Source organism: Gallaecimonas mangrovi (genome assembly GCF_003367375.1).
GTDB lineage: Bacteria > Pseudomonadota > Gammaproteobacteria > Enterobacterales > Gallaecimonadaceae > Gallaecimonas > Gallaecimonas mangrovi.
The window spans coordinates 1419728-1434355 of the sequence record NZ_CP031416.1 but is presented as its reverse complement, the minus strand read 5'-3'; the positions used below and the strand labels follow the sequence as shown (position 1 = coordinate 1434355).

The following is a 14628-nucleotide window of genomic DNA, read 5'->3' as shown; positions in this document are numbered from 1 at the left end:
CTTCCTGTCTCTTTTTTTAGCCTGCTTCCGCCAAGGCGACAGCTTCTTCAATATCTACGGCAACAATGCGGGATACGCCCGGCTCGTGCATGGTAACGCCGGTCAGTTGGTCCGCCATTTCCATCGCCACCTTGTTGTGGCTGATGTAAATAAACTGGACGCTGTCTGACATTTCCCTGACCAGACGGCAATAACGTTCGACGTTGGCATCATCCAGCGGCGCATCCACTTCGTCCAGCATACAGAAGGGTGCTGGATTTAGCCTGAAAATTGCAAACACCAATGATAAAGCGGTCAGCGCCTTTTCACCACCGGAGAGAAGGTGAATGGTGGCATTTCGTTTACCCGGTGGCCGCGCCATGATGGTAACGCCGGTATCGAGCAGGTCTTCCCCGGTTAGCTCCAAGTAAGCACTGCCGCCACCAAAGACCTTCGGGAACAAACGCTGCAAGTCAGCGTTAACCACATCAAAGGTGTCTTTGAATTTGGCGCGGGTTTCACGGTCGATTTTGCGAATGGCGTTTTCCAGGGTTTCAAGGGCGCTATTAAGGTCAGCGTCTTGTTCGTCCAGGTATTGCTTGCGCTCGGCCTGTTGCTCAAACTCTTCAATGGCTGCCAGGTTAATGGCGCCAAGGCGGGAAATGGCATTAACCAGCCGGTCAATTTCCTTGGCCAGCGCCTCTTCGGTTTGGTCGGTAAGGCTGACCAGCACCGCATCCAATTCTTGCTCTAATTCGTCCAGCTGCTCGCGGGCACCGTCGGCACGCACCTTGTGGCCTTCTATTTCCACCCGGCGTTTATCAATTTCCGACTGCATGCTTTGCACCTTGGCAAAGGCCGCCGTCTGCCCTTCTTCCAGCACCGCCATACGCTCGTCAAGCTCCGCCAGCTGCTGGTTAAGGGTACCGAGGTGCTCTTCCACTTCCTTGTGCTCTGCCAGCCACAGTTCCAGCTGGCTTTGCTGCTCTTGGCCCGGATCATCCAGCATTTGCTGCTCTTCAAGTAGGGCTTCGAGCTGTTCGCTGACCTCGGCAACCTGCAAGTCAGCACGCTGGCACGATTCCGCCAGCGCCTGGCGGGACGACTTTAAGGTTTCAAAACGAATTTGCAGCTGCTGCACCTGGCTACGAAGCTGCTCTTCTTGGTTGCGCGCTTGCAAAAGGCCGGGTTCTAAATCTTCGGTGTCGTCCTGGTGCTCAGCCATTTCGGCTTCTTCGCTCAGCATTAATTGCTCTTCACCCAATTCGGCCAGCTCCAGCTGCTGGGTTTCAATGCTTCCTTGTAACTGCTGGCGCTCTTGCTGACGGGCGTTTGCTTGCTGCGTAAGGCCGTCTAGGCGCGATTGTAAAATGGCTAATTGCTGGCGCGCTTCTACCTGGCGCTGCTGGGCTTGTTGCTGTAGCAGCTCTGCCTGTTCCAGTTGCTGTTGGCGGGTGTCGATATCTTGCTGGGCCGCGTCTAACAAGGCATTGGCCTCGCCAAGCGCGGCTTGCAGAGCCGGCTGCTGCTGATTTAGGGCATCTAAATCGGCCACCAGACTCAGCCCCTGGCTTTGCCCGGGTGCAGTAGACACAAAGCCTGGCCCCAGCCAAAAGCCGTCGCTACAAATCACCGATTCATCGTCGCCAAGGTTTGCTCTTGTGGCGAGGGCCGCTTCGCGGCTATCGGCCAGATACACCTTATTTAACCAAGGTAGCGCCACCGGCGCTGTGACCTTCTCGGCCAAGGTACCGGCCTTGGCGGCAAGGGTGCCTTCACGCAGCACAGCGGCGCTTTGGCTTATGGCCAAGAAGGGCGCATCGTCACCGACGCGGGCGCTAAGCCAAGTGCCTAGTACCTGCTCAGCCGCTTTGTGCCAGGGGCCTTCAATTTGCAAGGTGGACAGCAACGTTGGCAAGGCATCTAACGCTGGCAAGGCGCTGTCACCACCGGCAGCCTCAATTAACTGGCTTAACTGGCTGATACGTGAATGCACGGTATCAAGGGCGCGCTCGGCCTGGCGCTGCTGGCCCTGGCGGCTTTTTAAAAGCCCTTGGGCAGCACTTAACGCCGCTTTGGCTTCGGCGGTGGCTAACACCGTGACTTCCAGCGCTTCGGCTTGCTCATCAACATGCATTTGCTGCTCTTCAAGCTGCATTTGCACTTCTACCAGGGCTTCGCTGTCTTGGCTGCTAAAACCGGCCAAGCGCTGCTGGTCACGAGCAATATTGACTTTCAGGTTTTCAATGCGAGTTGCCAGCACTTGCCGCCGGGTTTGTAACTGCCCTTGGCGCTGCAAGCGTTCGGCCATGGCTTGCTGCTGAGCACGAAAACGCCCTTCAATGCTTTCGCGCTGCAGTTTGGTTTCCGCCAATTGTTCGCGCAGTTCGTCAAGCTCAGGGGTGAGCATTTCCAGCTCTTCATCGGCCTGGGCCTGGCGCTCCTGGTCTTGAGCCAGAGTTAGCCGCGCTTGCTCGGCCCGCTGTTGCAGCCGTGATAACTGCTCGTCCAGCTGGCTGCGCCGGCTTTTGGCATTAACCAGGTTTTGTTCGGCGCGGGCAATTTCAGAACCCAACCGGTAATAGCGGCTTTGGGCTTGCTCTACCTGGCCCTTGGCGTCGTGCTGGGCTTCTTTTAGCTCCACCATGGCTTTTTCATCACCTCGGCTTTGGGCAATAAAGCGCTCCAGCTCGGTTTCATAATGGCGAATTTCACTGCTTAAGGTGGTGATGGCGTCTTGATAGCGACGAAAACGCAGCGCCGCCAATTGGCCTTTATTGGTGCGTTCTTGTTTTTTGTAATCGCGGTAACGGCGGGCAGCGTCGGCCTGGCGGCGCAATTTGTCGAGCTGGGCGCCCAGCTCTTCACGCACGTCGGTCAGGCGCTCGAGGTTATCGCGGGTATGGCGAATGCGGTTTTCGGTTTCTTTGCGCCGTTCTTTGTATTTGGAAATACCGGCCGCTTCTTCGATAAACACCCGCAACTCTTGCGGGCGCGACTCTATAAGCCGCGAGATCATGCCCTGCTCGATAATGGCGTAAGAACGGGGCCCAAGGCCGGTACCCAAGAAAATATCGGTAATATCGCGGCGCCGGCAGCGGCTACCGTTAAGAAAATACTGGGACTGGCCGTCGCGGGTCACCAGGCGTTTAACGGCGATTTCAGCATACTGGGCAACAGGGCCGGTGGCGGTGCCGTCATTGTTGTCGAACACCAATTCAACGCTGGCTTGGGAAACCGGTTTGCGCCCAGACGAGCCGTTAAAAATAACGTCGGTCATGGCGTCGCCGCGCAGGTTCTTGGCGCTAGACTCACCCAGCACCCAGCGCACGGCATCAATAATATTGGATTTGCCGCAGCCGTTCGGGCCGACAACAGCCGTCATCGCCTTAGGGAAAGGAACATTGGTGGCATCCACGAAGGATTTGAATCCGGCCAATTTGATACTTTTTAGGCGCATCTGTCCCCGGCGCTCTCGTTATGGGTGTGGCAAGATAACAGTCGGCAATCTAACACAGTTTCTGTAACAAATCCGGGCTAGGCCGCTGCGTTCACTCTTTTTATACTGGCACCCTGACAGAATGCAATGCGATTGCGTTGTGAATGCTATGGAGGTATCAAAGTGGCCAACCCGGTTTCTGGCGCCCACTATCTAATGCGCGGCTTTTCGCTTATTCGCGAAAAGGGCTTAAGGCGTTTTGTGTTTATTCCCCTGCTGGTCAATCTGGTGCTTTTTATCGCCGCCTTTAGCTGGTTGATGTACCAAATCAAAGACATGGTGACCTGGGTGCTGCATTACCTGCCCCACTGGCTCGACTGGCTTGAATATCTGATTTGGCCGCTGGGCATTATCGCCATTTTGGTGGTGTTTTCTTATATCTTCAGCGCCATAGCCAACTGGATAGCGGCGCCTTTTAATGGCCTATTGGCCGAAAGGGTGGAGTTAAAACTAACCGGTGAAGCGCTACCCGATGCCGGTATGGTGGATATTTTCAAAGACATGCCACGGCTTTTTGGCCGTGAATGGGCAAAGCTGAAATATTACCTGCCAAGGGCCATTGGCTTTTTGATTTTGTTTTTAATTCCGGTGATAGGCCAAACCCTGGGCGCGGTGTTGTGGTTTTTCTTTACCGCCTGGATGATGGCGATTCAATACCTCGACTACCCCTTTGATAACCACAAAATTCCCTTTGAAGACATGAAGCTGGCGCTGAAATACCAACGCGGCCCCAGTTTTAGCTTCGGCATTTTAGCCACCTTGCTATCGATGGTACCGATCTTAAACCTTATCGTTATGCCGGTAGCGGTGTGCGGTGCCACTGCCATGTGGGTCGAGCGGTTTCGCCCGCATCTGTTAAAGCGCTAAAACGCTTTTTATTGCAGTAAAAAGGGCCTTGGGGCCCTTTTTTATTGCCCTAAAGCTTGGTTATTGACCTTGGCGGTTAGCACATGGTCTTGCCACTGGCCGGCGATTTTTAAATAGCGCCGCGCATAGCCTTCCTTTTCAAAGCCCAGTTTATCCAGCACCCGGGCACTGCGCTCATTGGCCGGCATGTAGTTGGCCATAACGCGGTTAAGGCCGATGTCATTAAAAAGGTACTGGATGCAAGGGCGCAGTATTTCTGCCATCAGCCCCTGGCCTTGTAGCTGCTCGTCCAAGCTGTACCCTAAAAAGCAGGCCTGAAAGGCGCCGCGCGCCACGGCCGTAAAATTGGCCACCCCCAGCACCTGCTGGCGCTTTTTATCAAGGGCCACAAAGCGAAACTCGCTTTGCCTTGCAAAGGCAGCCTGGGCGGCTTCGAGCTGCTGGCGAAAATGACTTAAGGTTAAAAAGTCATCGTCCCTAATCGGTTCCCAAGGCGCCAAATGCTGCTGGTTTTTAAGGTAAAAGCGCAGCAATAACGGCGCGTCTTCGGCGGGTAGTACCTCAATAATGCTGCGTTCGGTTTCAAACATCAGGCCTCCTTACCAGCAAAACCCGCCATTTTACGCCCAATACCTTGATAAAAAAGCGCTATTGGCGCGACTTTACCGGCCCCGCTGACAAGCCCATAAAAAAGCCCGGCAATGCCGGGCTTTTTTTACTCACCTTGCGCCGCAGGCTTTGGCGGCTTTTCAGGCGCCGCTTTTAGCCAGGTAAAATAGCGGCGGCCACTTTGCTTCATGTCCTCAAGTACCACATAAAGGGTTGGCACCAACACCAGGGTAATAACGGTGGCAAACAAGATGCCAAACGCCAAGGACACCGCCATCGGGATAATAAGCTGCGCTTGCAGGCTGGTTTCAGTAACGATGGGCACCAAACCTAAGAAGGTGGTGAGGGAGGTCAGCATGATGGCGCGAAAACGCTTGATGCCGGCGTCCATCACCGCTTGGCGCAGCTCAACGCCATCGCGCCGGGCCTGGTTGACAAAATCCACCATCACCAAGGAGTCGTTCACCACCACCCCGGACAGGGCGATAATGCCAAACAGTGATAACACCGACACGCTTAGCCCCAAGATCCAGTGGCCCAAGATGGCACCAATGACCCCGAAGGGAATAACCGACATGATGATTAGCGGCTGGCTGTAGGATTTAAGCGGTATGGCAAGCAGGGTATAGATAATAAAGAGTGACGCTATCGCCCCAGCAGCAACTCAACATTGTTTTCAGCTTCGTCCTGCGCTTCACCGCTCATTTTGAAGCTGACACTGGGGTATTTGGCGATGATTTTCGGCAATACTTTGGCTTTTAGCTCGTCAATCACCTTAGCCGGTTCAACGATGTTTTTATCGGCATCGGCGCTAATGGTGGCCGCCCGAACGCCATCTACCCGGGTAATTCTTGAGTAGCCGTCGGCCAGTTCAACATCGGCCACATAAGAGAAGGGAACCTGGGCACCACTGCTGGTGCGAATGCGCATGTTTTCAAGGTTCGATAACGAGCGGCGCTCACTTAGCGGGTAGCGCACCATTACTTTCACTTCTTCGTCATCGCGCTGAATACGCTGCACCTCGGCGCCATAAAAGCCTTCCCGTACCTGGCGCGCTAAATCGGTCAGGCTTAACCCCAGCGCTTGGGCGGCGGGTTTAATTTTAAGACGCACTTCCAGGTTGCCAGAAGACAGGCTGTCTTCGATGTCAAAAACGCCGTTGTATTGGGCCATGGCCGCTTTTAACTCGCTGGTGGCGGCGGTTAATTCATCCAGGTTTTTGCCGCGAACCGTAAAGGCAATGGCGCCGCCGGAATCGTCGCCACCGATATAGGGGTTAATTTTAAGGGTTTTCACCCCGGGCTGGTTGCCCATTTGCTCGCGCCACATTTTGGCAAAGGCAGGAGCGGAAACGGGGCGCGTTTCAGAGCTGGTCATCTCTACCACAAAGCCGCCGTCGGTGGCACTGCGGTTCCAAACGTAGACGTGTTTAACCACCTTGTGGCCGGTTTCTTTTTCAATGCGATCGTCCACTTTCCACAAGCTTTCTTGCAGCTTTTTAAGGGTGGCTGTGGTTTGGTTCGACGCGGTGCCGCTCACCATTTCCAAGTCACCATTAATGTAGTCAGACGGAATATTGGGGAAGAACACGTAACGCACCATGCCACTCGCCAGCATGCCAGCCACCAAAATTACCATGGCGATAAACACCGCCACCGTGATGTAACGGTAGTGAATGCACTTGGCCAAGAACGGCCGGTAGTAGCGCAGTACGGTGCGGTCGAAGCCTTGGTTAAAACGGGCTTTAAGGCGCACCAGGGGGTTACGGCTGGGCTGCTGGCTGATACGAATATGGCGAAGGTGCGCCGGCAAAATAAATTTGGACTCAACCAGCGAGAACACCAAACAGCAGATCACCACCAAGCCTATGGCGGTAAAGAAGTTGCCCATAGAGCCGGTAACAAACATCATTGGCGCAAAGGCCGCAACCGTGGTCAGTACCCGAAGGTGGCCGGGGTGGCCACCTTTTGGGCGCCGCGAATAACGCTATTGATACCTGAGCCTTTTTCTTCCAGTTCCGAGTGCACGCTTTCGCCAATGACAATGGCATCGTCCACCACTATCCCAGCACCAAGATAAAACCAAACAGGCTCATCATGTTGATGGTGACATCGACAAACGGCAGATGCATGACCAACAGGGTGCCAAGAAAACACACCGGGATCCCCAGCATTACCCAAAAGGCCAGCCGTACCTGTAAAAACAGGCTAAGCACCAAGAACACCAGCAAACCGCCCATGGCCATGTTCGACAGCATCATGTCTAACCTGTCTGACAAGAACTTAGAGCTGTCGCCCCAGTAAGACAGTTTGACGTTAGCCGGCAGCGTTTTTTGTTTGGCCGCTACGTACTTTTTCACCGCTGCGGCCATTTTCAGTACATCTTGGTTGCCCACCGCCACCACGCCGATGGACACCCCGGGCTTACCGTCAAAACGGGCAAAATGGTCGTCTTCAACAAAGCCGTCTACCACCTTGGCCACGTCGCTCACCAGCACCCGGGTACCGTCCTTGCGGGTGAGTAGGGTAATTTTGTCGAACTGGTAACCGTGATAAGCCTTGCCTTTGGTGCGTAGCAAAATATCACCGGTATCAGATTTAATAGAGCCGCCGGGGATATCAATGGAGCTATTGCGCACCTTGGAGGCCACTTCGTCCAAGGTCAGCCCGTATTCGCGAAGCTTGGCTTCAGACACCTCGATACCCACCTCGTAATCGCGGGCACCTTGCACATCGGCGCGGGTAATACTGGGCAGCGCTTTTAAGTCATCCGACACCGCTTTGGCGTATTCCTTGAATTCACGCTCACTCAGGTCGCCATAAACTTGCACCCAAATCACATCCTGTTCTGGGCGCCTTTCATAAACCACTGGTTTTTCAGCATCTTGCGGCATTGATGGAATAGCATCCACCTGCACCTTAATTTCATTGAGCACTTCGGTGGTGTTGTAAGAAGGCTCCACATAAACCCGTATTGAGGCGACCCCTTCACGGGCGGTAGAACGGACCTCTTTAATGCCATCAACGTTCTTAATGGCTTGTTCCACTTTCAGGATGATGCCTTCTTCCACTTCCTGCGGCGCGGCCCCCGGGTAAGGTACCTGAATGGCAATTTGATACTGGTTAGATTGCGGCCATAGCTCCTTGCGGATAAGAAAGGCACTGATAATGCCGCCCACCACAATCACCGCCATCAGCAAGTTGGCCGCCACACTGTTATGGGTAAACCAGGCAATAAGGCCCTTAGGTTGGTTGCTCATTTCGCCCCCACCGTCAGTTGGCCGTTGTTTTCAGTTTCAGGCTCGCTGGGGGCAATGGCCACCTTAGTGCCGTCTACCACATTGGTAAGCGAGGTCATCGCCACCCGGTCGCCATCTTTCAGGCCGTGGCTGATATAGGCATAGCGTGGGTCGGTGCGGGCCACCTGCACTTTGTGATGGTGAATTTGGTCTTTTTCATCCACCAACACCACCTGATCGCCACGCACCGCATCTTTTGGCAGGACCACTAACTGGCGCTTAATGCCTGAGCGCAGCGACGCCTCAACAAAGGTGCCGAATTTTAGCCAGGGCCGCCCCTGTATAGTGGGCTGATACGGATTGGCCACTTCGGCAATGATAAAGCTCATCCGCGACTGGGCGTCGAGCACACCGGAGCTTTGCACCAACTTGGCAGGCCAGTGGTGGGCAAACCCGGCCACGGTATCGGCCAAATCAATGGTAACGCCGCTGTCACTGCCGCTACTTAAGCCCAACCAGGCAAGCTCGGTGTCTGAAACCGGCAACCTCACCTCGGCCACCGAGGTGTCGTCAATCACCCCAAGGGCGGTGCCCACACCAACATACTGGCCAAGGGCAATACTGCGCTGGCGCAAAAGGCCGTTAAAGGGGGCACGAATTTCGGTGCGCTCCAGGTTACGGCGCGCCTCTTCTACCCGGGCTTGCTGCGATTTCACCTGTGCCAAGGCACTGGCAAGCTGCGGTTTGCGAAGGGCAATGGCCGTGACTTTTTCCGGCGAAACACTGCGCCATTCCTGGGCGGCAACGCGCCCTTGCGCTTTCTCTTGCTCTAAGGACGCAACCGCCTGTGCTAAATCAGCTTCGGCATGACTTAACGCCGTTTGGTAATCAGCCGGGTCAATGCGTGCCAGCAATTCGCCCTTGTGCACCATCGAGCCCGAGCGGAAGTTGTCAGACACCTCAATGATGCGCCCCCCCACTTCAGCGGCTAAGGCGGTTTGGGTTTTTGGCTCGATGGTGCCTTGAGAATGCACCAGGTAGGCAACCTGCTGCTGGCGGGCGATAGCCACTTTGACCATCAACAACGGCTTGGCATCAGCCACCTTCTCTGGCGGCTTTTTAAGCGTTGTTAGCACCACAAAGCCCACTACGGCCAGTGCCAATACGGCGAGCGGTAACAGGCATCCAACAGCAACTCGTTTCATGAATATGTCCCTGAACATTAACCTAATGGTATGTAACAGTGATGTTATATCTCGACAAGGAAACGGCTTATACAGGCTAATTATTTAATTGTTTTGCAAAATGTGTACATAAAGTTAAAAAGAAAAAAGGGGGCCTGTCGGCCCCCTTTCTATTGTGCGCAAGGCGCTATTTTTTCTGCACCGTAATACAGCCGGCCGAATAACCGGCGCCGAAGGAGCAAATCACCCCTACCTCACCGCTTTTCATATCACGGCGATGTTTATGAAAGGCAATCACAGAGCCGGCACTGGAGGTATTGGCGTATTCGTCCAAAATCACCGGCGCCTCGGTAATATCAGCGTCGCGGCCCAGCACCTTGCGGGCAATAAACAGGTTCATGTTGATGTTGGCCTGGTGCAGCCACAGCCGGTTAGGGGTTAACCCCTGGCGCTCAAGCTCGCTGCTGATAAGGTCACTCACCAGCGGCACTACTTCTTTAAACACTTTGCGCCCTTCCTGCACAAAAAGTTTGTCGCGGTCAAACTGGTGCTCGGGGGCGGTACGGTTTAAAAAGCCGAAGTTGTTACGAATGTTGTTTGAGAACTGGGTAACCAGTTTTTCACCCTTAATGGCCCACTGCTCGGCGCTTTTGGCATCCTCGCTGCGCTCCAACACGGCGGCGGTGCAGGCATCACCAAAAATAAAGTGGCTGTCACGGTCACGAAAGTTAAGGTGGCCAGAACAAATTTCCGGGTTCACCACCAGTGCCACCTTGGCATTACCGGCCTGCAATAAGCCTGCGGCATTAGCCATACCAAAGGTGGCTGACGAGCAAGCCACATTCATGTCAAAGGCAAAGCCCTTGGCACCTATAAAGTGTTGTAGCTCTACCGCCATCGCCGGATAAGGGCGCTGCATGTTAGAGGCGGCGCAAATAATAAGGTCCACTTCTTCGGGTTCACGGCCCGAGGCTTTAAGGGCCTCGTCGGCGGCATGCATGGCCATTTCAATCATCACCGAAGGCTTGTCGTTACCGCGCTCGGGAATAAGCGGGGCCATCACTTCCGGGTCAAGAATGCCGTCTTTGCTGACCACATAACGGCTTTTAATACCGGACGCCTTCACGATAAATTCGCTGCTGGAATGCGCTAACGGCTCGATAAGCCCGGCCTCAATGGCCGCGACGTTTTCGTCGTTGAAGTTATCAACATAAAGGTTGAATGCTTTCACCAGCTCTTCGTTGCTGATGGCGTTGGGCGGGGTATAGAGCCCGGTTCCACTGATCACAATTTCGCTCACGCCTGTTCCTCTTGCTGCATATTGTTGGCGTTATCGGATGTCAGACCAGTATAACCAATACCTTTTCGGGACTGAATCACCACGGTTTCGCCGATTTTGTCTTGTATGCACTGCCGGTTATTGTCCCAGTACACTTGAATAAAGCCCAACAGACCCGTGGCAAGGCCCGCGCCGTAGCCGCCATAACGGCCAAAGGCCGTCCAAAGGGTTAAAGGCTCGCCGTTAAGGCGCACCACTTTTAGCCGAAACAGCCATTTGCCCGGGGTACGGCCACGCCAAATGGCCGTAAACAAGGTGAAATAGGCTGCGCTCCAACTCAGCCCAAGGCCAAGATCGCTAACAATCCCCTTGGCCCAGCTCAGCAGTGAATAACCGTAACTTTGCGATTTAGCGTTATCTTGGCCGGCTGGCTTAGCGGCTTTCTCCGCCTTGATTTGTTTGCGGTAGGCCTTTTGCAGCGCTTTCGCGCCGTCCATTAATTGCGCTTTGTAGGCCGCCTTTTGCGCTTCGGAGAGAAAATCCATATCGTCAAAAAGAGAATCAGCCAGGTCTTGGCGCGATTTAAATTCGCCGGGGAACTCGCTATCAATATGCGCCTTAAGTTCGGGCACGCGTTTATCAAGACACGCGGTATCGTCACACATGGCGGTTGCCATTCCCAAAGCGCCCAGGGTACCGACGGTTAGCAGCGAGTTATCTTGATTATCACCGCCGTGCCCTTTAACACGGTCGCTGACAGTGTCGGCCAGCATAATTGCCACCACAAAAGTAACCGACACCGCCAGCACTCGCAGCCAGCGCCGTGCCCAGGGGCTAACCACCTGGTCGTGACGTTTACTGAGCACCCAAACGGCAATCGCCGCCACCAGGGCAATGGCCAGATTAGACACGTAGCTGAGCATGGCCACCAACCAAAGGTCGACCAATATGGCCGCGGCCCGCCGCCACGGCCGGCCCAATGGGCAACCGAGCAGTCTGTCATCTACTTTAAAGGCAAAGTGCGTAACAATGGCCCTGGTTTCTTTTCCGTCGCGCCAGGCTGCCAGGGCAGATTGGTAATGAGGATCGTCTTTATTCATCTATTTATATCCTTATAACCAGAAAATCCTTAACACCGGGCAGTCAGGTCGCTACCTTGTGTTCCATACCCTCAATGAGGCGAATAAGTGTTATGAGCCAAGTATTTAAAGATAACTCACAAACCATCGGCAATTCACCTTTGGTCAAACTCAACCGTGTCACCAAGGGCGAAGTCTACGCCAAGGTGGAATCCCGTAACCCCAGCTTCTCCGTTAAAGACCGTATCGGCGCCGCCATGATCACCGACGCGCAGGAAAAAGGTCTGCTGGGCCCGGGTAAAGAAATTATTGAACCCACTTCCGGTAACACCGGTATTGCCCTGGCCTTTGTGGCTGCGGCCCGCGGTATTCCTATTACCCTGACCATGCCAGAGTCCATGAGCCTTGAGCGCCGCAAGTTGCTTAAAGCCTTAGGCGCCAAACTGGTGCTGACCGAAGCGGCCAAAGGCATGAAAGGCGCCATCGACAAAGCCAGCGCCTTTGTTGAAGCCGAGCCCGACAAGTACGTGCTGCTGCAGCAGTTCGAAAACCCCGCCAACCCGGCAATTCACGAACAAACCACTGGCCCTGAAATTTGGGACGGCACCGATGGTGAAGTGGACGTATTCGTGGCCGGTGTTGGTACCGGTGGTACCCTGACCGGTGTGTCTCGCTACATCAAAAACACCAAAGGCAAAAAAATTGTCACCGTTGCCGTTGAGCCAAGCGACTCGCCGGTTATCAGCCAAAAATTGGCCGGTGCAGAGCTCAAACCCGGCCCGCACAAAATTCAAGGTATTGGTGCTGGTTTTATCCCCGGCAACCTGGACTTGAGCCTGGTTGACCGCGTTGAGCAAATTTCTAACGACGACGCCATGGCCATGGCCCACCGCTTGATGAAAGAAGAAGGCATTCTGGCCGGTATTTCTTCTGGCGCGGCGGTGGTCGCGGCTAACCGTTTAGCCGACGACCCGGCCTTTGCGGGCAAGAAAATTGTGGTGATCCTGCCCTCTTCTGCCGAGCGTTATTTGACCTCACCGCTGTTTGCCGATGTCTTTACCGAGCAAGAACTGACTCAGTAAAAATACCGCCAACAAAAAAGGCCCCACTTGGGGCCTTTTTTATGGCTGTAAATGGCGAAGCAGCAAACCATAATGCCAGTCGTCCAAAAAGGCGCCGCGCAAATAAAAGTGTTCTTTTAATACCCCTTCACGTTCAAAACCGCACTTTTCCAACAGTTTGGCCGAGGCTTGATTGCCAGCGGTCACCACCGCCGTAGCCTTATGAAAACCTAAGGATCTCGCGTAGCTTAGCACCGCCTTACTGGCTTCAAGGGCATAACCTTTGCCTTGAAATTCGGGCAAAAACAAAAAGCCAAGTTCTGCCTGGCGGTGCGCCCAGCTCGACTTAAAACCGTGCAGGCCTATGGCAAGGCCAGAGGCCTTTTCCTCGACCACCAGGCTCAACCAGTGTTCGTTTTCACGCTGCCATGGCTTGCAGGCGCTGGCGAACATCGCCTCAATGTCGCTGTCAGTGCGACCTTCGCTGACAAAGGCCATCACCGAAGGGTGGCGTTCAATGGCGAAATAAAAGTCCCGGTCATTGCGAGTCAAAGGCCGCAGTCGTAGCCGTGGGGTTTCAAGTACCATAACCATGCCTTAGCCGTTGGGATGTTGGTGGTAGTAATCCAGGGTTTTTAATGCCAACAGGAAGACGTTAACGCTGTTATCGCCATCAACGTTTTTTACCACTGTTACCGCCCGGTGGCTGTCGGTATCAAGAATGGTCATGGTAATGCCGCCAACGCTGCCGCCTGAATGCATCACCGCATGGGGCATGTCCTTCATCATCGCTAGCGCCGCTTTATTGTCCCGATACTTTTTACTGGCCTGATATTCGTCAAAGCCAATAAACCAGCCGATACCAACATCGACATTGTTGCCGTTATTGAGCTTGGCCTTGGTGAACATCAGTTTGCTGGTGGCAGGTTTAAGGTACCGGCCGTTAATTTGTGCCACGGCAAAACGCGACACATCAGAGGCGCTGGCAATAATGCCGCCGCCCGCCCATTTATAGCTGTGGTCGGTTTGCGGCGAGTTAATCAGCTTGCCGTTCTCGACGCTATAAGGGCGAACCCGGTTAGGGATGATGTGGTATTGCTCGTCAAATACGGTGTCGTGCATCGCCAAAGGGCCAAACACTTCCTGGCGCATAATGGCTTTAAAGTTACGTTTACCGTCGGCCCCTTCCATGGCGGCGCTGATAAGAGTCCAGCCAAAGGTGGAATAGCTAAACTGGCTACCGGGTTTAAACAGCAAGGGGTCGTTTTTAAAGACATCCAGGCTTTCGGTAACACTGGCAAAATGGCGGTTCATTAAGAACTCTTTAGCCCCTTCCTTGTAATGGCGAATACCGGCGGTATGGGAAGCAAGCTGGCGCACAGTCAGCTCTGGCTTGTCTTTTGGCCAGGCTGGCACGTAATCGGTGACCGGTTTATCAAGGTTAATTTTACCGTCTTGATAAAGCCGCATCAGGCCGGCGGCAGTCATGACCTTGGCAACACTGCCGATACGCAGCTTGGCTTTCGCCGTCATTGGCACCTTATTTTCAAGGTCGGCATAACCGTAACCTTTCGCCCATTCGATGCCGTTTGCGTCGGCAACCGCCACACTGATACCCGGCACTGTTGGGCTGGTGACTGCATTTTTAAACAACGCATCAATGGACGGCGGTGGCGTGTTACTGGCGGCATTAACGCCAAAGCTCAGCGCTAAGGCGCCAATCAGGGCAAAACGAGCAGGAAGGTACGACATAAAGGGGCTATCAAGTAAGGGGGAATGTTAACAACCTAACTTATTCAACAGCTTAGTAACAGCGAATACGCCGGAGCGCCA

At 54.1% G+C, this 14628-nt stretch carries 13 protein-coding genes; 2 read left to right on the top strand and 11 right to left on the bottom strand.

The features are described 5' to 3' along the window. Positions 1–16: 16 nt before the first annotated feature. Positions 17–3439 carry a chromosome segregation protein SMC gene (gene smc / locus DW350_RS06740; protein ID WP_115718141.1) on the bottom strand — a complete coding sequence of 1141 codons (3423 nt, stop codon included), beginning with the start codon at positions 3437–3439 and terminating at the stop codon, positions 17–19. Between the two features lie 126 nt (positions 3440–3565). Here smc and cysZ point away from each other — a divergent pair, with 126 nt between their 5' ends. Then, the gene (gene cysZ, locus DW350_RS06735; protein WP_115718140.1) at positions 3566–4345 is read left to right on the top strand and encodes a sulfate transporter CysZ; all 780 of its coding nucleotides are present in this window, start codon (positions 3566–3568) and stop codon (positions 4343–4345) included. Between the two features lie 41 nt (positions 4346–4386). Here cysZ and rimJ read toward each other — a convergent pair whose 3' ends face one another. The 8 genes from rimJ to DW350_RS06710 form a co-directional block, all read right to left on the bottom strand. Further along, on the bottom strand, positions 4387–4935 hold the full coding sequence (gene rimJ / locus DW350_RS06730; protein ID WP_115718139.1) for a ribosomal protein S5-alanine N-acetyltransferase: 549 nt from the start codon (positions 4933–4935) through the stop codon (positions 4387–4389). A 125-nt stretch (positions 4936–5060) separates the two neighbouring features. Beyond that, on the bottom strand, positions 5061–5567 hold the full coding sequence (locus DW350_RS19760) for an efflux RND transporter permease subunit (protein ID WP_319018123.1): 507 nt from the start codon (positions 5565–5567) through the stop codon (positions 5061–5063). A gap of 32 nt (positions 5568–5599) precedes the next feature. After that, positions 5600–6865, bottom strand: coding sequence for an efflux RND transporter permease subunit (locus DW350_RS19755; protein WP_319018115.1), 1266 nt, complete (start codon positions 6863–6865; stop codon positions 5600–5602). Positions 6866–6888: 23 nt separating this feature from the next. Continuing rightward, positions 6889–7011, bottom strand: coding sequence for a hypothetical protein (locus DW350_RS19750; protein WP_319018114.1), 123 nt, complete (start codon positions 7009–7011; stop codon positions 6889–6891). 2 nt (positions 7012–7013) lie between these two features. Then, positions 7014–8213, bottom strand: a complete 1200-nt coding sequence (locus tag DW350_RS19745) for an efflux RND transporter permease subunit (protein WP_319018113.1) — start codon at positions 8211–8213, stop codon at positions 7014–7016. Beyond that, positions 8210–9397, bottom strand: a complete 1188-nt coding sequence (locus DW350_RS06720; protein WP_192954838.1) for an efflux RND transporter periplasmic adaptor subunit — start codon at positions 9395–9397, stop codon at positions 8210–8212. Before DW350_RS06720 ends, DW350_RS19745 begins: the two co-directional genes overlap by 4 nt. 166 nt (positions 9398–9563) lie before the next feature. Continuing rightward, a complete protein-coding gene (locus tag DW350_RS06715; RefSeq protein ID WP_115718137.1) occupies positions 9564–10676 on the bottom strand; it encodes a beta-ketoacyl-ACP synthase III in 1113 nt (370 codons plus the stop codon). Beyond that, positions 10673–11755 (bottom strand): RDD family protein, encoded by a 1083-nt coding sequence (locus DW350_RS06710; RefSeq protein ID WP_115718136.1) that lies wholly within the window; start codon positions 11753–11755, stop codon positions 10673–10675. The genes DW350_RS06715 and DW350_RS06710 overlap by 4 nt, the downstream gene beginning before the upstream one ends. Before the next feature lie 92 nt (positions 11756–11847). On the opposite strand from DW350_RS06710, the gene cysK reads away from it, so the two are divergent. Then, entirely contained in the window at positions 11848–12816 is a 969-nt protein-coding gene (gene cysK / locus DW350_RS06705) for a cysteine synthase A (protein WP_115718135.1), read from the top strand. 39 nt (positions 12817–12855) lie between these two features. Here cysK and DW350_RS06700 read toward each other — a convergent pair whose 3' ends face one another. Together DW350_RS06700 and DW350_RS06695 are read right to left on the bottom strand one after the other, a co-directional pair. Further along, complete coding sequence (locus tag DW350_RS06700) at positions 12856–13383, bottom strand: GNAT family N-acetyltransferase (protein ID WP_192954837.1); 528 nt, start codon at positions 13381–13383, stop codon at positions 12856–12858. Between the two features lie 9 nt (positions 13384–13392). After that, positions 13393–14547 (bottom strand): serine hydrolase domain-containing protein, encoded by a 1155-nt coding sequence (locus DW350_RS06695; RefSeq protein ID WP_115718133.1) that lies wholly within the window; start codon positions 14545–14547, stop codon positions 13393–13395. Positions 14548–14628 lie beyond the last annotated feature (81 nt).

Bases quoted from the DNA above. Each gene is read 5' to 3' on its own strand.
- smc (WP_115718141.1), bottom strand. From the start codon at position 3,439: ATGCGCCTAAAAAGTATCAAATTGGCCGGATTCAAATCCTTCGTGGAT.
- cysZ (WP_115718140.1), top strand. From the start codon at position 3,566: ATGCGATTGCGTTGTGAATGCTATGGAGGTATCAAAGTGGCCAACCCG.
- rimJ (WP_115718139.1), bottom strand. From the start codon at position 4,935: ATGTTTGAAACCGAACGCAGCATTATTGAGGTACTACCCGCCGAAGAC.
- DW350_RS19755 (WP_319018115.1), bottom strand. From the start codon at position 6,865: ATGATGTTTGTTACCGGCTCTATGGGCAACTTCTTTACCGCCATAGGC.
- DW350_RS19745 (WP_319018113.1), bottom strand. From the start codon at position 8,213: ATGAGCAACCAACCTAAGGGCCTTATTGCCTGGTTTACCCATAACAGT.
- DW350_RS06720 (WP_192954838.1), bottom strand. From the start codon at position 9,397: ATGAAACGAGTTGCTGTTGGATGCCTGTTACCGCTCGCCGTATTGGCA.
- DW350_RS06710 (WP_115718136.1), bottom strand. From the start codon at position 11,755: ATGAATAAAGACGATCCTCATTACCAATCTGCCCTGGCAGCCTGGCGC.
- cysK (WP_115718135.1), top strand. From the start codon at position 11,848: ATGAGCCAAGTATTTAAAGATAACTCACAAACCATCGGCAATTCACCT.
- DW350_RS06700 (WP_192954837.1), bottom strand. From the start codon at position 13,383: ATGGTACTTGAAACCCCACGGCTACGACTGCGGCCTTTGACTCGCAAT.
- DW350_RS06695 (WP_115718133.1), bottom strand. From the start codon at position 14,547: ATGTCGTACCTTCCTGCTCGTTTTGCCCTGATTGGCGCCTTAGCGCTG.